This is a genomic window from Streptomyces sp. NPDC085944 (assembly GCF_040686295.1).
Lineage (GTDB): Bacteria > Actinomycetota > Actinomycetes > Streptomycetales > Streptomycetaceae > Streptomyces > Streptomyces salinarius.
Genome location: NZ_JBFBJX010000005.1, coordinates 282,065 through 303,403, shown reverse-complemented (window position 1 = coordinate 303,403; position 21,339 = coordinate 282,065). Strand labels below are relative to the sequence as shown.

The following is a 21,339-nucleotide window of genomic DNA, read 5'->3' as shown; positions in this document are numbered from 1 at the left end:
CGCCCTTCGAGGTGCCACTGAAGGGACCTGAAGGTAAAAGCAACGTTGCAGAGACTATGTCTTCAAGTTTCGAAGTCAATAGGGCGAGAGGTGTGATCTCGAGGGTGCCGAGCAGGTTTATTCGTTCAAGAGTTGAAGTTAACTGTGGTCGGGCGGCCTCGAATCGAGGGTGCCCGGACTAGCGCAACCGCTGGCTGATGACCTTCGACACACCGTCGCCCTGCATGGACACGCCGTAGAGCGCGTCGGCGACCTCCATCGTGCGCTTCTGGTGCGTGATCACGATCAGCTGCGAGGCCTCCTGCAGCTCCTGCATGATCCGGATCAGCCGCTGCAGGTTGGTGTCGTCGAGGGCCGCCTCGACCTCGTCCATCACGTAGAACGGGCTCGGGCGGGCCTTGAAGATCGACACCAGCATCGCCACCGCGGTCAGTGAGCGCTCCCCGCCGGAGAGCAGCGACAGCCGCTTGACCTTCTTGCCCGGGGGCCGGGCCTCGACGTCCACGCCCGTGGTGAGCATGTTGTCGGGGTCGGTCAGGATCAGCCGTCCCTCGCCGCCCGGGAAGAGCCGGCCGAAGACGCCCTCGAACTCCCGGGCGGTGTCCCGGAAGGCCTCGGTGAAGACCTGCTCGACGCGCTCGTCGACCTCCTTGACGACCTGGAGCAGGTCGGCGCGGGTCTTCTTCAGGTCCTCCAGCTGCTCGCTGAGGAACTGGTGCCGCTCCTCCAGCGCCGCGAACTCCTCCAGCGCCAGCGGGTTGACCTTGCCGAGCTGCTGGTAGGCGCGCTCGGCGGCCTTCAGCCGCTTCTCCTGCTCGGCGCGGACGAACGGCCGCGGGCGGTTGCGCGGGTGGTCCGGGTCCTCCGGGAGCACCTCACCGTCGGCGGGGGGCGAGGGCGGCACCTCTTGATGGGGGCCGTACTCGGCCGCGAGCCCCGCCGGTTCCACACCGAGTTCCTCCAGCGCCTTGGTCTCCAGCTGCTCGATGCGCAGCCGCTTCTCGGCGCCGAGTACCTCGCCCCGGTGAACTGAATCCGTCAACTTGTCCAGCTCCGCCTTGAGGTCGCGTCCGGCGGTGCGCGCGGCGGTCAGTTCCTGTTCGCGGCGGGCCTTGGCGGCCTCGGCGAGGGTGCGCTCCTCGTCGGCGCGGGTGAGGGAGACCTCGACGTGGGCGAGCAGCTGCCGGGCGCCGGTGGCGACCGCCTCGGCGACGGCGGCCTCGTGCCGCAGCCTGGCCCTGCGCTGTTCTGCACGCGCGCGTGCCTCGCGTTCGGCGCGGGCGGCCCGGTCGAGGGAGTCGGCCCGCCCCGCGAGCCCCTTGACCCGCTCCTCGTGCGTACGGACCTGCAGCCGGGCCTCCATCTCGGTCTGACGGGCATTGGCCCCGTCGGCGGCCAGCCGGTCGCGGGCGGCGGTGTCGGGCTCCTCCTCGACCGGCATCTCCTCGGCCACCGCCAGTCGCTCCGCCAGTTCCTCGACCTCCATGAGCGCCGTGTCGAGCGCCTCCTGCGCCCTCGCGGCAGCGGCGGCGGACCGTTCCGCCTCGTCGGCGGCGCCCCGTGCCTGTCCCGCGAGCCGGCCCAGCTGCTGGGCGACGGACGACTTTTCGCGGTCGGCGGCCCTGCGCCGCTCCCCCAGCTCCTCGACGAGCGCGGCGCACTCCCGGCGCCGTGCGACGGCCGCTTCCTGCGCCCCGGCCAGTTCCTCGCACCGCACGCCCAGCTCCTCCAGCTCGGCGGCGGCCTGGTCCACGGACGCCTGCACCTCCAGGAGACTGGGCGCCCCAGCAGACCCGCCCTGCGCGAAGTGGGCACCCAGCAGGTCCCCCTCGGCGGTGACGGCGGTCAGCCCGGGGCGTGCGTAGACGAGGTCCTCGGCGTCCTCCAGGGTGGCGACGACGACGATCCCCCGCAGCAGCCGCCGTACGGCGGGCATCAGCTCGGCGGAACCCTGGACCAGGTCGGCGGCGTACGGCAACCCGTCCGCGCGCGTGTCGCGCGTCTCGTCCGGTACGGCGTCGGGGGCGCCGGCGAGCAGCAGGGCGGCGCGGCCCGCGTCCTGCTTGCGCAGCAGGCGGATGGCGTCGGCGGCGGCCGCCGGGGAGGTCACCGCGAGGGCGTCGGCGGCGGTGCCGAACGCGGTGGCGAGGGCTGCCTCGTGGCCCGGCGTCACGGTGAGGAGCCCGGCGGCCGGGCCGAGCAGTCCGGTGAGCCGGTCCTTGGCGGCGAGCAGTGCGCCGGTGCCGTCCTTGCGGCGCAGGCCGAGCGCGAGGGCCTCGTGGCGGGCCTGCGTGGCGGCGCGCTCGCGTTCCGCGGCGGTGGCCGCCTCACGGGCGGTGCTCAGCGCGGCCTCCGCCTCGGCCAGCTGCCGCTTGGCGGCCTCGTGGCGCTCGGCGAGTTCCCGGTCGTCGGCGTCGAGGCCGTCGACCTCGGCCCGGAGGGTTTCGTACTCCTCCTGAGCGGCGGCGGCCCGCTCCCGCGACGTGTCGCGGGCCTCGGCCAGCCGTTCGATCTCGGCCTGGGCGGAGGCGGCTCGGGAGCGGGCGGCGCCGACCTGACCGCTCAGCCGGGCCAGGCCCTCGCGGCGGTCGGCGATGGCGCGGGCGGCGTCCTTGAGACGGCGCTCCTCCACGGCCAGTTCGCGTTCGAGGTCGGCGCGGTGGGCGACCGTGTCCTCCAGGGCGTGTTCGGCCGCCTCCAGGGCCGCTTCGAGTTCGGCCTCCTGCTCGCGGACGCGGGCGGCCTCGCGCTCCAGCTCCTCCGGGTCACGGCCCCGGCGCTCCTCGGGCGGCGCCGAGGTGGCGCTCTTCACGCGCGCGTCGGCGAGCGAGATCGTGCCCCGCACGCGTTCGGCCAGCTGGGACAGCTCGTACCAGGTCTGCTGGGCGCGCCGGAGGCGCGGGGTGAGCCGGCGCACCTCGTCCTCCAGGTCCGCCTCGCGGCGCAGCGCCCGGCCCAGCTCCTGCTCGGCGGCCTCCTTGCGCTCCTTGAGCGCGGCCTCGTCGGCGATCTCGGCCTGCAGCGCCTCGCGCATCCGGACCAGGTCGTCGGCGAGGAGCCGGAGCCGGGCGTCGCGGAGGTCGGCCTGGATGACGGCGGCCCGGCGGGCGACGGCGGCCTGCCGGCCGAGGGGCTTGAGCTGGCGCCGCAGCTCGTCGGTGAGGTCCTGCACGCGCGCGAGGTTGGCCTGCATCGCGTCCAGTTTCCTGAGCGCCTTCTCCTTGCGCTTGCGGTGTTTGAGGACCCCGGCGGCCTCCTCGATGAAGGCGCGGCGGCCCATCGGGTCGGCGTGCAGGACGGAGTCGAGCTGGCCCTGGCCGACGATGACGTGCATCTCGCGGCCGATGCCGGAGTCGGAGAGCAGTTCCTGGATGTCGAGGAGGCGGCAGGTGTCGCCGTTGATCTGGTACTCGCTGCCGCCGTTGCGGAACATGATCCGCGTGATGGTGACCTCGGCGTACTCGATGGGCAGGGCCCCGTCGGAGTTGTCGATGGTCAGCGACACCTCGGCCCGGCCGAGCGGCGGGCGGCCGGTGGTACCGGCGAAGATGACGTCCTCCATCTTGCCGCCGCGCAGCGACTTGGCGCCCTGTTCGCCCATGACCCAGCTGAGCGCGTCGACGACGTTGGACTTGCCCGAGCCGTTCGGGCCGACGACACAGGTGATGCCCGGCTCGAACCGGAGCGTGGTCGCCGAGGCGAACGACTTGAATCCGCGGAGGGTCAGGGCCTTCAGGTGCACGCCGTCGGACTCTACCTTTCGGGTCTGTCTCACTCCACGAACCGGTGAACCACCGCGGTTTCACCGGTGAACATGCAGGGCACATCAGACGTTGAAGAGGGTGAAAGGTTGCGCGGGGCAGGGACGGGGCGAGACGGCGGGGCGACGGAGACGGCGGGGCGAGCGGCCAGACAGGGACGGGGGCGCCGGGAAAGAAAGAAGGGACGCCGAAGCGTCCCTTGCAGACTCTGACACCTGTAGCGGTTGTACGGGCGGGCCCAACCACTGCTGTGCCGTGGTGGAGCGATGCAGTGATCAGGTGAGCGCAGGCTCCGCCTGGTGTGCGTCAACGCTCTCCATGCTCTCCATGATCCTGTCGTGAGAAGCGGCAGCCGCCAGCGCGTCCTTCTCCGCCTGGATTCGTCCGAGCTCGGATTCCAGGTCCTGGACGCGCTGCTGGAGCCGTCGCATCTCGGCGAGGAGTCGCGGGTCGGAGCCGCCGACGTAACCGAGAAGCGCCTTTGCCATGATGGATGGTCCTCCACAATGAGTGACCGACCGAAGCGGTGTGGGTCGTCAGGGAATCGCACCCGCGGTGCTTGGCACTTTGGAGTTTTGCTGCCGTTCAACCATGCCAAACAGCTAAGGTGCGCGGGGCTTTCAGCGTCTCACCAAAAAGTTTGACGGTCAACACGATCACGCCCCGTATTGGCGGGCGCCCGGGGGCATGCGGCCGGGAAGCGGCGACGGTGCGACTCCTGCGGGCCCCTCGGGGCGTGGCGATCATTCTGCGCGCGGAGCCTCCCACGAGCGGCCGTCCTTGGCAACCACCTGCCCGTTTTCGTCCCGGCCACCCCCGGGGGAGGCGGTCCTTCCGGCACCCCGGGACCCTCGCGCGGCCGGTCGTCAGCGGATGGCGAAGCCGTCGTAGCCCCCGCGAGGTGTGTCCCAGATCTCGGTCACCCCGTCCACGCGTCCGGGCGTGTCGTCGCCGCGCAGCCAGTCGAGCAGCCCCTCGCAGCGCTCGCGGGGGCCCTCCGCGACGACCTGGACCCGGCCGTCGCCCAAATTGAGAGCAAAACCACTCATCCCGCCGAGTTCCAGCGCCCTGGCCCGCGTGAACCAGCAGAAACCCACGCCCTGGACCTGTCCGCGCACCCACGCGACCAGTCGTACATCCTCGCTCATGACTGCAACCTAACCAGTCAATGTCCCGCGCGACACATCACCCCCAGGCGCCATGCGGTACCGTCCCGGTCCAATGAATCCCACATGAAACTCACTCGATCGTGTGAGTTTCGTGTTGATCTTGAGCACAGTCGACCGCAGGGCACTCCCCCGCGCGAGGACGAGGACGAGGAAGGCCAGGACATGGGACGCCACCGACGCTCCGCCGCCGGCCGCGCCGCCACGGGCCGCGCCGCGGAGGGCCACGAGACGGCCGGTACGACGACGGGACGGGGCCGCGGCCCCGAGGCGCCGGGCGAGACCCCCACGATGGGGATCGCCCCCTACCTGAACCCCGAGGCGTACGCCGAGGTCCGCGCCAAGACCGACGCCTACCTGTTCGCGGACGGCCCGGACGGCGAGGCGCCGCAGGCCGGCCGCACCGTCGCCTTCCCCGCGGAGGGGTACACGCCCGACGCCGGCTCGGGGCCCGGCGGGGGACGCCGTCGTCGTCGCAAGAAGGCGGCCGCCGGTGTCCGCACCGGTCTCCTCGGCGTGTCCGCCGCGGTCGCCATCGGCACGGTGGCGGTGGCCACGGGCGCGGTTCCCGGCCTCGACAACTACCGGATCGGTGGCGACAGCAGCACCGGCGGCGACCCGGTGCGGGCCCAGGAGGCCCCGACGAACACCCCGTCCCAGCAGGGCGGCACCTCGGGCAGCGCCGGCCCGGACCGGGGCGACGACGCCGCCACGAGCCGCGGCACCGACCGCTCCGCATCACCCTCCCGGTCCTCCTCGTCGCCGTCCGCGTCGAAGGGGTCGCAGGAATCGAGGAAGGAGTCCGCCCAGGACTCCCCGTCCCCCTCGCGGTCCTCCCCCGCCACCTCGGCACCGGCCTCGAAACCCGCCGCCCCGGCCGGTACGCCGTCGAAGACCGGGACACAGAAGACGCCCCCGAGCGCCAAGCCGAAGCCCACGCCCTCCCGCCCGGCCGCCAAGGAACCCGCCGGGCCCAGCACGCCCCCGGCCGTCTCGGAGGAAGCCGTCGCCGAGGCGCAGGTGCTCAAGCTGGTCAACGAGGAACGGGCCAAGGTGGGCTGCAGCCCGGTGGCCGCGAACAGCGCCCTGCGCGAACTGGCCGAGGACTTCAGCCAGGCCATGGCCACCCAGGGCTTCTTCGACCACACCGACCCCAGCGGCGCGACCCCCTGGGACCGGGCGGCCGCAGCGGGCATAAGCGGCCTCGGGGGCGAGAACATAGCCCGCGGCCAGGCCGACGCCCAGGCCGTGATGGACGCCTGGATGGCCAGCCCCGGCCACCGGGCCAACATCCTGAACTGCGACTTCAAGACCCTGGGCGTCGGAGTCCACTTCGGCTCCGGCGGCCCGTGGTGGACACAGGACTTCGGCTACTGACCGGTCGGGACCGTCTCGCCCGGCGCTGTCCACCGCCCTGCGCTCTCTGCGGCGCAGCGCTGTGCTCACGTACGCTGGGGGCATGTCGACCACGCAGGAGCGGACGGCGGAGCAGGATCTGCCGTACGACGTGTTCTCCCGGGCCTGTCCCTCGCGCGGCACCCTGGAGCACGTCACGGGGCGCTGGGGCGCGCTGACGCTCGGCGCGCTGCACGAGGGGTCGTTCCGGTTCAACGAGCTGCGGCGCCGGGTGGACGGCGTCAGCGAGAAGATGCTCGCGCAGACCCTGCACGCGCTGGAGCGCGACGGGCTGGTGCACCGCGAGGCGCAGCCCACCAACCCGCCCCGCGTGGACTACGAACTGACGGCGCTGGGGCGCGAGGTGGCCGGGCGGCTGCTCGCGCTCATCGAGTGCGTCGAGGGGCGGATGGACGAGGTCCTGACGTCGCGCGAGCGGTACGACGAGCGCCGGACGCCTACGGCGTGACCCTCGGCGGTCGCTGGCACTTCGGGCAGAAGTAGCTGGAGCGGTTCATCCACGGCCGGCGGCGCATCGGTGTGCCGCACCGGCGGCAGGGCAGGCCCTCGCGGCCGTACGCGTCGAGTGAGCGGTCGAAGTAGCCGGACTCGCCGTTGACGTTGACGTACAGGCTGTCGAAGCTGGTGCCGCCCACGGCCAGGGCGGCGTTCATCACGTCCCGGACGTGGCCGAGGAGTTCCGTGGTGCGGGGGCGGGTGAGGGTGGCCGTCGGGCGTTCGTAGTGGAGGCGGGCGCGCCACAGGGCCTCGTCCGCGTAGATGTTGCCGACGCCGCTGATCAGGGACTGGTCGAGCAGGGCCCGTTTGATCGTGGTGCGCTTGCGGCGCAGGGCGAGGTGGAACGCCTCGTCGTCGAAGAGCGGGTCCAGCGGGTCGCGGGCGATGTGCGCGATGACGTCGGGCAGTCCGTCGGCGGACGTGTCGTGCAGGGAGAGGCCGCCGAAGGTGCGCTGGTCGACGAAGCGGAGTTCGGTGCCGAGGGCGTCGGCGAATCGGACCCGGATGCGCAGGTGCTTCTCGGCGGCTGTCTCGTGCGGCTGGACCAGGAGCTGTCCGCTCATGCCGAGGTGGGCGAGGACCGCCTGGTCGGTGTCCTCCAGGGGCAGCCACAGGTATTTGCCGCGGCGGCTGGGGGTGCCGATGCGGTGACCCGCCAGACGGTGGGCGAAGTCGTCGGGACCCGCGATGTGCCGGCGCACCGCGCGCGGGTGCAGTACCTCGGCGTCGGCGACGGTCCGGTGGGCGACCCAGCGTTCCAGGCCGCGCCGTACGACCTCTACCTCGGGCAACTCGGGCATGGCTTCCCCTCGGGTGGGCCGGTGGACGGGACCGGTGAACGGGTGACGGCCGAACGCCCGCCCCTGAGGCGGGACGGGCGTTCGGACCGTGCGGTGGGTGGGTCAGGCGGAGGCGGACGCCTCGTCGGGGTCCACGTCGACGGCATCGGCCGTCGCCTTGGCGCGCTCGTCCGCCGCGGCCCGGATGGACCGCCACGCGGATTCCGCGGCCTGCTGCTCCGCCTCCTTCTTGCTGCGGCCGGTGCCGGTGCCGTACGAGACGCCTCCGACGCGGGCGGCAGCAGTGAAGGTCTTCTCGTGGTCGGGGCCGGTCTCCGTGACCAGGTACTCGGGGACACCGAGCCCTTCGGTCGCGGTGAGCTCCTGGAGGCTGGTCTTCCAGTCCAGGCCGGCACCGAGGTTGGAGGACTTCTCGATCAGCGGGTCGAACAGGCGGTGCACCAGTTCGGAGGCCGCGTCGAGGCCCTGGTCGAGATAGACCGCGCCGATCACCGCTTCGAGGGTGTCGGCGAGGATGGACGCCTTGTCCCGGCCGCCCGTGCCCTCTTCACCGCGGCCGAGCCGGATGAAGGAGCCGAGTTCGAGCCCGCGGCCCACCTCCGCCAGCGCACGCGAGTTGACCACCGCGGCCCGCAACTTGGCCAGCTGGCCTTCGGGCAGGTCGGGGTGGGTGCGGTACAGCGTGTCCGTGACGACGAGGCCGAGCACGGAGTCCCCGAGGAACTCCAGCCGCTCGTTCGTCGGCAGACCGCCGTTCTCGTACGCGTAGGAACGGTGGGTCAGTGCACGCACCAGAAGGGCGGACTCGAGCTGATAGCCGAGCCGCCCTTCCAGAAGCGTGTGGGACGAGGCCTGGGTGTCCGCCTTCTTCTTGGCGGGTGGGTCCGCCTTGGCGTCTTCCGCCTTCTTGGGGACTGACACAGTGCCTCTCACCAGCCGCTCAGACCTCGAGGACCTGGCGCTTGTTGTAAGTGCCGCAAGCCGGGCACGCGATGTGCTGCAGCTTGGGCTCGTGGCAGCGCTCGCACGCAACCAGGGTGGGGACCGCAGCCTTCCACTGCGACCGGCGGTGGCGCGTGTTGCTGCGCGACATCTTCCGCTTCGGAACAGCCACGGCTACTTCTCCTGCTTCTCGGCGGCGTCCGCGGAATCCGACCCGTCGCCGCTCATCTCGTCCTTCTCGCCGTCTCCGAGTGAACCGGCGAGTCCCTGCAATGCCGCCCAACGAATGTCGACGGCGTCGTGGTGGTGGTCCGGGTCGTCCGCCAGGCGCACTCCGCATTCGGAGCACAGGCCCTGGCAGTCTTCCTGGCACACCGGCTGCATCGGCAGTGCGAGCACCACCGCGTCGCGCAGCACGGGTTCGAGGCCGATCAGTCCGTCCTCGACGAAGAGCCTGTCCTCGTCGTCCTCGGCGTCGTCGCCCGGTTCCGCCACGGGGCGGCCACGGTCGTCGGCGTCAGGGTACGAGAACAGTTCCTGGAAGTCCGCTTCGAGCTGCTGCTCGAGCGGCTCCAGACACCTTACGCACTCTCCCTCGGCCCTGGCACGGGCGGTGCCTGTGACGAGCACACCTTCCATGACCGACTCGAGCCGGAGATCGAGCTCCACCGGGGCACCTTCCGGCACTCCGACGACCCCCTGCAGACCGAAGTCCCTGGGGGCGTCGACCGTGCGGGTCAGGCGCTGGAGCGCACCGGGCCGCCGTCCCAGCTCGTGCGTGTCGAACACGAGGGGGTCGCGGTGGTCGAGGCGCGCGTTCAGAACCATTCCTGCTTTCGGTCTTCGTGGTGGGGGGCGCCGCCCTTCGGTGTTCCCGGGCAGCGGCGATCGCGGACGTACGCGCGACCGAAGAGCCAGGATACTGGACCATTCGCTCTCGTCCCAATCCGGGCCGGGCGCCCCCTCGCTCCTCAGAGTCCGCGGCCCTGTTCGTAGGCCCTCAGCTGCTCGGCGCTGATCATGCTGGTGTCGAAGAGGCTGGTCTCGTCGAGCGCCTGCGGCTGGGCCTGCGGGGCGTGCGCGGGCTGCTGCGGGGGCTCGGGGTAGCCCTGCTGCCCGCCGTACGTGTGCTGCCCGCCGTCGTACGGGTAGCCGTACGGGTCGGTGCCCTGCTGCTGGTAGCCGTACGGGTCCTGCCCGCCGTCGTAGGTCTGCTGGTACGCCGCGTACGGGTCCGGCTGCTGCTGCGCCGCGTAGCCGTACGCCGGTTCCTGGGCCGGCATCTCCGGCACGGCCTGCGCGGACACCTGGGCGGCGGGCTGCGGCTCGCCGTACTGGGGCTGCTCGGCGGGGGCCGGGGCGTCGGCGAGGCCGGCCAGGCCGGCGAGGTAGTCGGCGTCGCTGGAGTGCTGGACGGTGGTCATGTCGTCGGCGAGGGCGCCGAGGTCGTCGGTGGCGATGCGGCCGTGCAGCTTCTGGCGGCCCTTGCCGACCGCTTCCAGCGTCTTGGCCAGCACGGCCTCGAAGGCGCCGAGCTTGGTGTCGACGTAGGTGTCGGCGTCGCGGCGCAGGGTCTCGGGGTCGTGGCTGCGCTCGGGGGCGTCCTCGTCCTCGTAGCCGTTCTCGTCGAGGCCGGGTCCGGTGCCGAGGAGCTTCTCGCGACCGCGGCCGACGGAGCCGAGGGTCTTGGTGAGGACGACCTCGAAGTTGGCGAGCTTGGAGTCGACGTAGTCGTCGGCCTCGGCGCGGACCTCCTCGGCCTCCTGGCGGGCCTCGGCGAGGATCCGGTCGGCCTCGGCCTGGGAGCGGCGGGCGACCTCGGTGTCGGCGATGAGGGAGCCGCGCTCGGCGTGCGCGCTCTCGATGATCCGGTCGGCCTCCTGGCGGGCCTGCGCGACCATCTGCTCGCGGTCGCCGATCAGCTCCTGTGCCTGGGCGAGGGAGCCGGGCAGCTCGGCGCGGAGCTCTTCCAGCAGCGAGAGCAGTTCGGCGCGGTTGACCACGCACGAGGCCGACATGGGCATGGCGCGGGCGCCGGAGACCATCGCGGTGATCTCGTCGAGCTTGTTCTGCACGTCCACCGTGTGCTCGCCACTCTCTACAGCTGTGTTGGAGACGGACGGGACGACTGTACGACCCCGGGGTGTCCGGCGGACACCGGGTGACGGGTTGTCAGTCCCCGCGGGCTGGGGCGGTGGCCGCGCGACGAGGCGGTCAGCGGTTCCTCAGGCGCTCCGTGAGGGCTTCGAGGACCAGCGGCGGCACCAGGTGGGAGATGTCGCCGCCCCAGGTCGCGACCTCCTTGACCAGGGAGGACGACATGAAGCTGTAGGTCGGGTTGGTGGGGACGAAGAGGGTCTCCACGCCCGAGAGGCCGTTGTTCATCTGGGCCATCTGCAGCTCGTAGTCGAAGTCGCTGACCGCGCGCAGGCCCTTGACGATGGCCGGGATCTCGCGCTGCTTGCAGAAGTCGACGAGCAGGCCGTGGAAGGACTCCACGCGGACGTTGCCGTACTCGGCGGTGACCCGGCGGATGAGGTCGATCCGCTCCTCGATCTCGAACAGGCTCTTCTTGGACCGGTTGATCATCACCGCGACGTAGACCTCGTCGTAGAGGCTGGAGGCACGGGCGATGATGTCGAGGTGTCCGTTGTGGATCGGGTCGAATGACCCGGGACAGACGGCACGGCGCACTTGTGTTCCCTCGCTCTCCGGTCCGGTCATCGTGCGTCTTCGCACGTAGAGGCGGCGCGACCGTACCAAAACGTTCCCTCGCCGTAGCGACGGGACCGGATCGCCTCGAAGTCGTCCGGCCAGCGGAATTCGCCGCCTCTGGTGCTGCGCTCCACGGTGACGAGCGCATCCGGCGCGAGCCACCCCTGAGTGCGGAGTGTGAGCAGGATCTCCCGAAGATCGTCGTCCGAGACGGCGTACGGCGGGTCCAGGAAGACGAGGTCGTACGGCTCCGCCGGGGCCGGGGTACGGATGATCTGTTCCGCTTTGCCCGACCTGACCTCGGCGCCGGGCAGACCGAGGGACGCGACGTTCCCGCGGACCGTGCGGACGGCGCGGGCGTCGGCCTCGACGAGCAGGACGTGCCCGGCGCCGCGGGACAGCGCCTCCAGGCCGACGGCGCCGGAGCCCGCGTACAGGTCGAGGACCCGCTCACCGTCCAGCGGGCCGCCGAGCAGGGACTGCCAGGTGGAGAACAGGCCCTCGCGCGCACGGTCGGAGGTGGGGCGGGTACCGGTTCCCGGCGGGACGGCCAGGCGACGTCCGCCGGCCTTGCCGGCGATCACGCGGGTCATGTCTGCGTCCTTGTCGGTGTGCTCGGGGGGACGGACGGTGTCCGTTGCCAGTCTGTCAGCCCTTCTCCAGGTACTGCTCCCGCTCGTCGTCCAGCAGTGCCTTTAGGGCCGTGCGCAGCCCCGGCAGGCCGGACAGCTCCGGGTCGGCGGCCACGACTGCCGCGGCCTCCTGTCTCGCCTCCGCGATGATCTCCTCGTCCTCGATGACGGCGAGCACCCGCAGCGAGGTGCGGGCACCGGACTGGGCCTGGCCCAGGACGTCGCCCTCGCGGCGCTGTTCGAGGTCGATGCGGGAGAGCTCGAAGCCGTCGCGGGTGCTCGCGACGGCGTTCAGCCGCTGCCGGGCCGCGCTCGCCTCGGGCATCTCGCTGACCAGCAGGCACAGGCCGGGGGCGGAGCCGCGGCCGACCCGGCCGCGCAGCTGGTGGAGCTGGGAGACGCCGAAGCGGTCGGCGTCCATGATCACCATCGCGGTGGCGTTCGGGACGTTGACGCCGACCTCGATGACGGTGGTGGCTACCAGGACGTCGGTCTCCCCGGCGGCGAAGCGGCGCATGACCGCGTCCTTGTCGTCGGGCTGCATACGGCCGTGCAGGATCTCCACCTTGAGGCCCTGGAGCGGCCCCTCGGCGAGCTGCTCGGCGACGTCGAGGACGGCGAGCGGGGGGCGCTTCTCGGCGTCGCCCCCGGGCGGCTCGCCCTGTGCGGCCTTCTTCTTCGCGCCCCTCTTCGGGTCGTCGTCCTCGTCGCCGATGCGCGGGCAGACGACGTACGCCTGGTGGCCGTTCGACACCTCCTCGCGGACCCGTTCCCAGGCCCGGGCGAGGAAGTGGGGTTTGTCGGCGGCCGGGACGACGTGGCTGGCGATCGGGGACCGGCCGGCGGGGAGCTGGTCCAGGACCGAGGTCTCCAGGTCGCCGAAGACGGTCATGGCGACGGTGCGCGGGATGGGCGTGGCGGTCATGACGAGCAGGTGGGGGGGCTGCTTGCCCTTGCCGCGCAGGGCGTCGCGCTGCTCGACGCCGAAGCGGTGCTGCTCGTCGACGACGACCAGGCCGAGGTCGTGGAACTGGACCTTGTCCTCGATGAGCGCGTGGGTGCCGATGACGATGCCCGCCTCGCCGGTGGCCAGGTCGAGCAGGGCGTGCCGGCGGGCGGCGGCGCCCATGGAGCCGGTGAGCAGCACCACCTTGGTGGCGTGCTCGGCGCCGCCGAGCATCCCTCCCTCCCGTCGCCCGCCACCGCCCCTCTGCGGAGGCGCTTCGCGCCACAGTCCCCAACTGGCCAGCTCGCCCATCATCTCGACGACCGACCGGTGGTGCTGCTGGGCGAGCACCTCGGTGGGCGCCAGCATCACGGCCTGTCCGCCGGAGTCGACGACGGCAAGCATGGCGCGCAGGGCGACCAGGGTCTTGCCGCTGCCCACCTCGCCCTGGAGCAGCCGGTGCATCGGGTGGTCGGTGGCGAGGTCGTCGAAGATCTCGCGGGAGACCCGCTGCTGGCCGTCGGTGAGGGTGAAGGGGAGCCGGTCGTCGAAGGCGGTGAGCAGGCCGTCGGGGCTGGGTTTGCGGGGGACGGCGGGGAGTTGGGTCTCGGCGTGGCGGCGGCGGGCGAGGGCGACCTGGAGGACGAAGGCCTCGTCCCACTTCAGGCGGGCGCGGGCGTCCTCGATGTCGGCCTTGGTGTGCGGGCGGTGGATCTTGAGCAGGGCCTCGGGCAGGGAGACCAGGCCCCGGCCCTCGCGCAGGGAGTCGGGGAGCGGGTCGACGGCCTCCTGGGCGCTGGGCAGCACCGTCTGGATCGCCTTGGCGAGCTTCCAGGACTCCAGCTTGGCGGTGGCCGGGTAGAGGGGAATGAGCGCGCCCGCCCAGGACTCGACGGTCTCCTCGCCCTCGGTGTCACCGCGCAGCAGTTCGTAGGCCGGGTGGGCCAGTTGGAGTCGGCGGTTGAAGACGGAGACCTTGCCGGCGAACATCGCGCGGGTGCCCGGCAGGAGTTCCTTGTGGGGCTTGTGCACGCCGTTGCCGAAGAAGACCAGTTGGAGGCGGCCGCTGCCGTCCGTGATGGTCACCTCGAGGCGCTGGCCCTTGCCGCGCGGGGCCTTCGAGGAGGCGAAGGTGTGCAGCCGGGCGTCGGCGACCTGGGCGACCACGGTGACGTGCTCGTCCATGGGGAGGTCGGCGAGGTGGGTGAGCTGACCGCGCTCCTCGTATCTCCGGGGGTAGTGGTGGAGGAGGTCGCCGACGGTGTGCAGGCCGAGGTGCTCGGCCATCACCTTCGCGGTGGCGGGGCCGAGCACCTTCTTCAGGGGTTCTTGCAGTGCGGGCACGAGATCCATTGCACACCACGCCACTGACAACGTGCCGGGGAAGCGCCGTACCGGCCCGGTGCGCGTTCCCCTACTCGACGCCGACCAGCAGCAGCGCGCCCTGCCTGCCGCCCCGGTAGACCACCGTGTCGACGGCGAGGTACGCCTCGCGGACGCGGGCCTCCAGCCGGTCGGCGACGGCTTGCGGGGCCTCGTCGCCGAGGACGAGGGTGACCAGCTCGCCGCCGGCCGACAGCATGCGGTCCAGGACGGTCGCGGCGACCTGTGAGACGTCCGCGCCGATCACGGCCACGTCGCCGTCGATGAGGCCGAGGACGTCCCCGGCCTGGCAGATGCCCGCCGTGGTCCAGGACTGGCGTTCGGCGACGGTGACCTCGGCGTGGCGGGTGGCGCCGGCCGCCGAGGTCATGGCCACCACGTCCTCGTCGAAGCGCCGCTCGGGCTCGTGCACGGCGAGCGCGGCGATGCCCTGGACCGCGGAACGGGTCGGGATGAGGGCGACGCGGACGCCCTCGGTACGGGCCTGCTCGGCCGCCGCGGCGGCGGTGTGGCGCAGTTCGGCGTCGTTGGGCAGCAGCACCACCTCGCGCGCGTGCGCCCGCCGTACGGCCTGGACCAGCTCGCCGCTCACGGGCGGCTCCCCCGGGCGCGCGAGCAGGGTGGTCGCGCCGGCCTCGGTGTACAGCGCGGCCAGCCCCTCCCCCGGTACGACGGCCACCACGGCGCGCTGGGCCCGCTCCCGGGGCGGGCGCTCGGCGCCGGTGGTGTGCGCGTCGCCGTGCCCGAAGTGGGTGATGCGGATCCGGTACGGCCGCCCGGCCTCGACGCCGGCCTCCACGGCGGCGCCCGCGTCGTCGACGTGCACGTGGACGTTCCACAGCCCGTCGCCGCCGACCACGACGAGTGAGTCCCCGAGGGCGTCGAGCCGCCGCCGCAGCCGGGCCACGGCCTCGTCCTCGGCTTCCAGGAGGTAGATCACCTCGAAGGCGGGGCCGCCCTCGCCGCCCTCCTCGGTGCACTCCCCCGTCGCCCGCTCCTCCCCGGGGCCCTCACCGCCAAGCTCCACGCGCGCGTGCGGCACGGCGACCGGTCCCGGCGCCCGGCCCGTGAACGTCTCCACCAGGGCCGCGAGGACCGTCACCAGACCGTGCCCGCCCGCGTCGACCACTCCGGCGCGCTCCAGGACGGGCAGCTGCCCCGGGGTGGCGACGAGCGCCGCGCGGGCGCCCTCGTAGGCCGCGCGGGCCACCTCGGCGCAGTCGCCCTCCGCGCCGTCGGCAGCGTCGGCGGCGGCCGAGGCGACGGTCAGGACGGTGCCCTCGACCGGGTGGGCCACGGCCTGCCGGGCGGACGTGGCGGCGTGCCGCAGGGCCAGCCGCAGGCCGGGGCCCCCGGTGTGGGCGGAGTCACCCCGCTCGGTGAGCACCTGGGCCATCCCGCGCAGCAGCTGCGCGAGGATCGTGCCGGAGTTGCCCCGGGCGCCGATCAGCGCCCCGTGCGCCATGGCGCCCACGGCGTCGGCCAGCGAGGGCCCGTCGGCCGCGTCCCGGGCGCCCGATGCGCCCCGGGCCCCCGACGTGTCCCGCGTCCCGCCGTCCACCTCGTGCGCCGCGAAGACGGCCTCCACCGCGGCGACGGCAGACTCGACGGTCAGGTACAGGTTCGTGCCCGTGTCCCCGTCGGCGACGGGATAGACGTTGATCGCGTCGATCTCCTCGCGCGCCCGTCCCAGCGCGCGCAGCGACAGACCGCACCAGGTACGCACCGCCAGAGCGTCGAAGAACCTCTGCGGCACCTGCGCCACCTGCGCCTCCCTGGACTGCGGACGTGGCTGGCAGCGTAGACCTTGGGCCGCCGGCCCACCGGAAGAGGGCCGGGACGGGCCCCTGAGCTGCCGTGGTAGTTTCGTTGTACGGGAGCAGCCGTTGTATGCTGCTCCGGTTGCCCGATCCCGATCGGGCCATCCCCCTGGCACCGCCACTCAGATCCCGGCCCGTTCGCGAGTCCGAGAGCTTGATCCCGGCATGCCGGGATCAACCGTAAGTGCATCTGAAGTCTTTGGAGTGACCCGTGGCTGCCAACTGCGACGTCTGCGGCAAGGGGCCGGGCTTCGGCAACAACATCTCGCACTCGCACCGCCGTACGTCCCGTCGCTGGAACCCGAACATCCAGCGTGTGCGTACCGTGGTGGGCGGGACGCCGAAGCGCGTGAACGCTTGCACCTCGTGCATCAAGGCCGGCAAGGTCTCGCGCTGACGCGTCTCAGCTGAGCGCGCGGCCACTGCCTGGTCCGCTGTACGGAGCCGGTCCACCTCGTGTGGGCCGGCTTTTTGCCGTACCCGGACACCGTGCCAGAATCCCGGAATTGCGCTTGGGGATACTCGGTCCCCTGGACGTCCGCACCGATGACGGAACCCCCGGCGGCCCCGGCCCCGAGCACTCCTGACACTGCTGCTCCTCGACCCCGGCCACACGGTCTCTCCGGCCCGGCCCATCGACGGCCTGGCGGCAGCGAGCCGCCCGCCGATGCCGCGGAGAACGCCCTCCAGTCGCAGATCTCCCGGCTTCGCGGGCGCCTCGCCCCGCACGTCCCCGTGGAGGGCGGCGGCGCCGGGTACCGCGTCGTGACTCCGGCCGGACCCGTCGACAGCCACACATTCGAACGTCCGTGCGGTGAGGGTCTCGCCGCCCTCGCCGCCGGTGACCACGCGCGCGCGGCGACCGCCTTGCGCGAGGCACTCGCACTGTGGCGCGGCCCCGCACTCCCCGACCCTCCGCGGGCGCCCGCGGAGGCGGACCGGCTGACGGAGCTGCGGCTGACCGCCGTACAGGACCGGGTCGAGGCGGACCTGGCGCTCGGCAGTGGTTCCGAGTTGGTGCCCGAGTTGCCGGCGCTGCTGTCCGCGCATCCCCTGAGCGAGCGGCTGTAGGGGCAGCTGATGCGAGCCCTGCATGCGGGCGGCCGTCCCGCCGAGGCGCTGACGGGGTACGAGGAGGCAGGGCGCACGCTGGCCGAGGAGCTCGGCGCCGACCCGTCGCCCGAGCTGTCCGCCCTCCACGGCGAACTGCTCCGGGGACACACGGCTGCCGCCCCGCGGCACCCCCGGCTGCCCGCCCGGCTGACCCGCTCCGTGGGCCGGGACGCCGAGCTGGACCGCATCACCGTCCCGTCGCCGAAGCACGCCTCCTCACGCTCACCGGGCCCGGCGGCACCGGCAAGACGCGGCTCGCGATCGAGGCGGCCAACCGGTGCGGCGCTCCGGACGCACCGGAGGACGTCTGCTTCGTCGAGCCGGCGCCGCTCACCGACGGCGGGCAGATCCCGTACGCCGTGCTCACGGCGCTCGGGGTGCGCGAGGGCTTACGGCACGCCGGGCACGGACGTCCCGGAGCGGCTGCTGACCGCTCTGGAGGACCGGCGGGCGCTGCCGAGAAGGCAGCCGCCGGCATCGAAGTCAGGGAGCGTCCCGCCCGAGTGCCCAGCCGTGGTCCACGGGGCCGATGCCGCCACCGAGCGGGAACCCGGCCGCGATCGCCCCGGTGACGTACTCCTTGGCCGCTCGCACCGCGTCCGGCACCGGCTGTCCCTTGGCCAGCCCGCAGGCCACGGCCGAGGCGAGGGTGCAGCCCGTGCCGTGCGTGTGGCGGTTGTCGAGGCGGGGGGCGCGCAGCCAGTGTTCCTCGGAGCCGTCGGTGAGCAGGTCGACGGCGTCGCCGGCCAGGTGGCCGCCCTTGATCAGCGCCCAGCGCGGGCCGTACTCGAGGACGGCGGCCGCCGCCCGGCGCAGGTCGGTGTCGGACTCGACGCGTACGCCGGTGAGTTGGGCGACCTCGTCGAGGTTGGGCGTGGCGACGGTGGCGACCGGGAGCAGCCGGGTGCGCACCGCGTCCAGCGCGGAGGCGGCGAGCAGCGCGTCCCCGTGCTTGGAGACGCCGACCGGGTCGATCACGACCGGTGCGTCGGTGCCGGCGAGCAACTCGGCGACGGTCTCGACCAGTTCGGCCGAGGACAGCATCCCGGTCTTGACCGCCTGCACGCCGATGTCGTCCGCGACGCTGCGGTACTGGGCGCGCACCGCGTCCACCGGCAGTTCCCAGGCCCCCTGCACGCCGCGGGAGTTCTGCGCGGTGACGGCGGTGAGGACGCTCATGCCGTGGGCGCCGAGGGCCAGCATCGTCTTCAGGTCCGCCTGGATGCCGGCGCCGCCGCCGGAGTCCGAGCCCGCCACGGTGAGGACCAGGGGCGGCGCGGTCACGCTTCCACGTCCCCGCCGAAGTGGTCCCAGCCGCCCTTGCTGGTCCACGGCGCCCCGTCCACGGTGACCTGGGGCAGCGCCGAGGGGTTGAGGACCTCGCCGATGACCTTCCAGCGGGCGGGCAGCTTCACGTCCGGCGGGAAGGTCGCCACGATCGCGTGGTCCTCGCCGCCGGTGAGGACCCACTGCATGGGGTCGACGCCGACGGCCTGCCCGATGTCGTTCATCTGGGACGGGATGTCGATCTGCCCGGAGCGCACGTCGATCCGCACCTTGCTGGCCTCGGCGATGTGCCCCAGGTCGGCGATCAGTCCGTCGCTCACGTCGCACATGGCGGTGGCGCCCAGGCCCGCGGCGGCCGGGCCCGCGTGGTACGGCGGCTCGGGGCGGCGGTGGGCCTCGACGAAGGCGCGCGGCGAGCGGAAGCCGCGGGACAGGACGGCGAACCCGGCGGCGGACCAGCCCAGCCAGCCGGTCACCGCGACGAGGTCGCCGGGCTGGGCGCCGGCCCGGGTGACGGGCTCCTGGTTGCGCAGGTCGCCGAGGGCGGTGATGGAGACGGTGATGGTGTCACCGCGCACCACGTCGCCGCCGACCACGGAGGCGCCCGCGACCTGGCACTCGTCGCGCAGCCCGTCCATCAGCTCGGTCGGCCAGGTCACCGGCAGTTCGGCGGGCACGACCAGGCCGAGCAGCAGCGCGGTCGGCACGGCGCCCATGGCGGCGATGTCGGCCAGGTTCTGCGCCGCCGCCTTGCGGCCCACGTCGTACGCGGTGGACCAGTCCCGGCGGAAGTGCCGCCCCTCGACCAGGATGTCGGTGCTGGCCACCACCCTGCGGTCGGGCGCGGCCACCACCGCGGCGTCGTCGCCGGGTCCGACCCGGACCGCGGGGGTGGTGGTGAGACGGGAGGTGAGCTCCCTGATGAGCCCGAACTCCCCCAGCTCACCAACAGTGCCCTTCATCGCCTTGGCTCCCCTTCTGTCCCGGTCCCTGTCCGCGTCCGTGCCCGGTCGCGCGTCATCTCTGTCCTCGTTACGGTCGAATGGACCGTCGCCACGGTCGGCGTGATCGTCAACTCGTGCCCCTCGGGCACCCCGACGCGCGAGGTCCGCGGCCCGCGGGTCTCCCCTCGGAGAGCGGCTACGCGATACCGTGGCGTTCCTTTTCCCCACATGATCCTCGTGGCCGCTCTGGAGGTTCCGTGGTACAGGCGTACATCCTGATCCAGACGGAGGTCGGCAAGGCGTCGACCGTCGCCGAGACGATCAGCAGGCTCCCCGGCGTGATCCAGGCCGAGGACGTGACAGGACCTTACGACGTCATCGTCCGCGCCCAGTCGGACACCGTCGACGAACTGGGTCGCATGGTGGTCGCCAAGGTCCAGCAAGTGGACGGCATCACCCGCACCCTGACCTGTCCGGTCGTCCATCTCTAGCTCCTGCCCCCTCTCCGCCGCTCGGTCCCGTCCTGTTGATCGCCGCCGCGTGCTGTTCCTCAGCAGACGACGGCGAGTCGATGACGGTTCCCGGACCGGACAGGAAACCCGCTGATCATACTGCGAGAAGGCGACCCCCGAGGGAGTCGCCTTCTCTGTGGTCACGGCGCGAAACGCGTCAGCGCAGTCCGGTGGACCGCCGCAGCGCCGCCTGGACCAGCCGGTCCACCAGCTCCGGGTAGCTCACCCCGCTCGCCTGCCACATCTGCGGGTACATGGAGATCGGCGTGAAGCCGGGCATGGTGTTGATCTCGTTGATGACGAACTCGTCGTCCTCGGTGAGGAAGAAGTCCGCGCGCACGAGCCCCTCGCAGGAGGCCGCGTCGAACGCCGCCACGGCGAGGCGCTGGACCTCGGCGGTCTCCTCGGCCGTGAGCGGGGCCGGCACGATGCCGGGGGTGGAGTCGATGTACTTGGCCTCGAAGTCGTAGTACGCGTGCTCCGAGGGCGGCGGAATCTCGGCCGGGACGGAGGCGCGGGGGCCGTCCTCGAACTCCAGCACCCCGCACTCGATCTCCCGGCCCCGCAGCGCCGCCTCGACCAGGATCTTCGGGTCGTGGCGCCGGGCCTCCTCGATCGCCTCGTCGAGGCCCGCGAGGTCGTCGACCTTGGTGATGCCGATCGAGGAACCCGCGCGCGCGGGCTTCACGAACAGCGGCCAGCCGTGCTCCCCGGCGAAGTCGACGATCTTCTTGCGGGCACCGGAACGGTCCTGCTCCCACTCGCGGGGCCGTACCACCACGTAGGGGCCGACCTTCAGACCGTAGGAGGCGAAGACCGCCTTCATGTACTCCTTGTCCTGGCCGACGGCGGAGGCGAGCACTCCCGCGCCGACGTAGGGCACACCGGACAGCTCCAGCAGACCCTGGAGGGTGCCGTCCTCGCCGTAGGGGCCGTGCAGCACGGGGAAGACGACGTCGACCTCGCCGAGCGCCTTGGGCACCGAGCCCGGTTCGCTGTAGACGACCTCGCGGTTGGCGGGGTCGACGGGCAGCAGCACGCCGCCCTCGGTCGACTCGGCCAGTTCCTCGACGTCGGGCGTACGGCGTTCGGTGATCGCCATGCGTTCCGGTTCGTCGGCGGTGAGGGCCCAGCGGCCGTCGCGGGTGATGCCGATCGGCAGGACGTCGTAGCGCGTCCGGTCGATGGCCGCGAGAACGGCGCCGGCGGTGACCACGGAGATCCCGTGTTCGGAGCTGCGCCCGCCGAACACGACGGCCACACGCGGCTTGCGGGGCGGCCGCGCGGGGCTCTGCTCAGGGTTCTGGGGGAGGTTCTCGGTGCTCATATCGCGTTGAGAGTACCCGCCCGCAGGGCCGTGAGACAGCGTGGGCGGGGCCGCGTGGCGCGCGGGTTCCGGATCGC

Annotated in this window: 19 protein-coding genes and 1 pseudogene; 5 read left to right on the top strand and 15 right to left on the bottom strand. The window is 72.6% G+C overall.

Features of this window, described 5'->3' with window-relative positions:
* Positions 1-178: 178 nt before the first annotated feature.
* From smc to AB0P07_RS12365, 3 genes are all read right to left on the bottom strand, one after another.
* Positions 179-3,742, bottom strand: a complete 3,564-nt coding sequence (gene smc, locus AB0P07_RS12375) for a chromosome segregation protein SMC (RefSeq protein ID WP_365548887.1) — start codon at positions 3,740-3,742, stop codon at positions 179-181.
* A gap of 294 nt (positions 3,743-4,036) precedes the next feature.
* Complete coding sequence (locus tag AB0P07_RS12370) at positions 4,037-4,249, bottom strand: hypothetical protein (RefSeq protein WP_030188592.1); 213 nt, start codon at positions 4,247-4,249, stop codon at positions 4,037-4,039.
* A gap of 378 nt (positions 4,250-4,627) precedes the next feature.
* Positions 4,628-4,909, bottom strand: coding sequence for an acylphosphatase (locus AB0P07_RS12365; RefSeq protein ID WP_365548884.1), 282 nt, complete (start codon positions 4,907-4,909; stop codon positions 4,628-4,630).
* Between the two features lie 183 nt (positions 4,910-5,092).
* On the opposite strand from AB0P07_RS12365, the gene AB0P07_RS12360 reads away from it, so the two are divergent.
* Positions 5,093-6,304, top strand: a complete 1,212-nt coding sequence (locus tag AB0P07_RS12360; RefSeq protein ID WP_365548881.1) for a CAP domain-containing protein — start codon at positions 5,093-5,095, stop codon at positions 6,302-6,304.
* An 82-nt stretch (positions 6,305-6,386) separates the two neighbouring features.
* Positions 6,387-6,791 (top strand): helix-turn-helix domain-containing protein, encoded by a 405-nt coding sequence (locus tag AB0P07_RS12355; RefSeq protein ID WP_365548876.1) that lies wholly within the window; start codon positions 6,387-6,389, stop codon positions 6,789-6,791.
* Here the strand turns inward: AB0P07_RS12355 and mutM are convergent.
* The 9 genes from mutM to AB0P07_RS12310 all read right to left on the bottom strand — a co-directional run bounded on the left by mutM (position 6,781) and on the right by AB0P07_RS12310 (position 16,024).
* Entirely contained in the window at positions 6,781-7,641 is an 861-nt protein-coding gene (gene mutM, locus AB0P07_RS12350; protein ID WP_365548874.1) for a bifunctional DNA-formamidopyrimidine glycosylase/DNA-(apurinic or apyrimidinic site) lyase, read from the bottom strand. The genes AB0P07_RS12355 and mutM overlap by 11 nt on opposite strands.
* 102 nt (positions 7,642-7,743) lie before the next feature.
* Positions 7,744-8,574 carry a ribonuclease III gene (rnc, locus tag AB0P07_RS12345; RefSeq protein ID WP_061442354.1) on the bottom strand — a complete coding sequence of 277 codons (831 nt, stop codon included), beginning with the start codon at positions 8,572-8,574 and terminating at the stop codon, positions 7,744-7,746.
* Positions 8,575-8,581: 7 nt separating this feature from the next.
* Positions 8,582-8,755: a 50S ribosomal protein L32 gene (gene rpmF / locus AB0P07_RS12340; protein ID WP_006139588.1), complete on the bottom strand. Its 174-nt coding sequence runs from the start codon at positions 8,753-8,755 to the stop codon at positions 8,582-8,584.
* Between the two features lie 2 nt (positions 8,756-8,757).
* Positions 8,758-9,411, bottom strand: a complete 654-nt coding sequence (locus tag AB0P07_RS12335; protein WP_365548869.1) for a YceD family protein — start codon at positions 9,409-9,411, stop codon at positions 8,758-8,760.
* 143 nt (positions 9,412-9,554) lie between these two features.
* Complete coding sequence (locus AB0P07_RS12330; RefSeq protein WP_365548866.1) at positions 9,555-10,664, bottom strand: cell division initiation protein; 1,110 nt, start codon at positions 10,662-10,664, stop codon at positions 9,555-9,557.
* A gap of 133 nt (positions 10,665-10,797) precedes the next feature.
* Positions 10,798-11,277, bottom strand: a complete 480-nt coding sequence (gene coaD / locus AB0P07_RS12325) for a pantetheine-phosphate adenylyltransferase (RefSeq protein WP_102932899.1) — start codon at positions 11,275-11,277, stop codon at positions 10,798-10,800.
* A 26-nt stretch (positions 11,278-11,303) separates the two neighbouring features.
* Positions 11,304-11,891, bottom strand: coding sequence for a 16S rRNA (guanine(966)-N(2))-methyltransferase RsmD (rsmD, locus tag AB0P07_RS12320; RefSeq protein WP_365548863.1), 588 nt, complete (start codon positions 11,889-11,891; stop codon positions 11,304-11,306).
* 55 nt (positions 11,892-11,946) lie between these two features.
* Positions 11,947-14,229, bottom strand: a complete 2,283-nt coding sequence (gene recG / locus AB0P07_RS12315; protein WP_365548860.1) for an ATP-dependent DNA helicase RecG — start codon at positions 14,227-14,229, stop codon at positions 11,947-11,949.
* A 61-nt stretch (positions 14,230-14,290) separates the two neighbouring features.
* On the bottom strand, positions 14,291-16,024 hold the full coding sequence (locus tag AB0P07_RS12310) for a DAK2 domain-containing protein (protein ID WP_365548856.1): 1,734 nt from the start codon (positions 16,022-16,024) through the stop codon (positions 14,291-14,293).
* Positions 16,025-16,290: 266 nt separating this feature from the next.
* Between AB0P07_RS12310 and rpmB the strand changes: the two genes are divergently transcribed.
* Both rpmB and AB0P07_RS12300 read left to right on the top strand, forming a co-directional pair.
* Positions 16,291-16,476, top strand: a complete 186-nt coding sequence (rpmB, locus tag AB0P07_RS12305) for a 50S ribosomal protein L28 (protein WP_003993230.1) — start codon at positions 16,291-16,293, stop codon at positions 16,474-16,476.
* Positions 16,477-16,625: 149 nt separating this feature from the next.
* Positions 16,626-17,231: pseudogene (locus tag AB0P07_RS12300) on the top strand (AfsR/SARP family transcriptional regulator); the annotation flags it as partial.
* A 444-nt stretch (positions 17,232-17,675) separates the two neighbouring features.
* Here AB0P07_RS12300 and thiD read toward each other — a convergent pair.
* Positions 17,676-18,476, bottom strand: a complete 801-nt coding sequence (thiD, locus tag AB0P07_RS12295; protein ID WP_365548853.1) for a bifunctional hydroxymethylpyrimidine kinase/phosphomethylpyrimidine kinase — start codon at positions 18,474-18,476, stop codon at positions 17,676-17,678.
* The gene (locus tag AB0P07_RS12290; RefSeq protein WP_061442361.1) at positions 18,473-19,441 is read right to left on the bottom strand and encodes a thiamine-phosphate kinase; all 969 of its coding nucleotides are present in this window, start codon (positions 19,439-19,441) and stop codon (positions 18,473-18,475) included. Before AB0P07_RS12290 ends, thiD begins: the two co-directional genes overlap by 4 nt.
* A gap of 239 nt (positions 19,442-19,680) precedes the next feature.
* Here AB0P07_RS12290 and AB0P07_RS12285 point away from each other — a divergent pair, with 239 nt between their 5' ends.
* On the top strand, positions 19,681-19,914 hold the full coding sequence (locus tag AB0P07_RS12285) for an Lrp/AsnC ligand binding domain-containing protein (protein ID WP_365548850.1): 234 nt from the start codon (positions 19,681-19,683) through the stop codon (positions 19,912-19,914).
* 178 nt (positions 19,915-20,092) lie between these two features.
* On the opposite strand, the gene AB0P07_RS12280 is transcribed toward AB0P07_RS12285, so the two are convergent.
* Positions 20,093-21,262, bottom strand: coding sequence for a D-alanine--D-alanine ligase family protein (locus AB0P07_RS12280; protein ID WP_365548847.1), 1,170 nt, complete (start codon positions 21,260-21,262; stop codon positions 20,093-20,095).
* Positions 21,263-21,339: the final 77 nt, after the last annotated feature.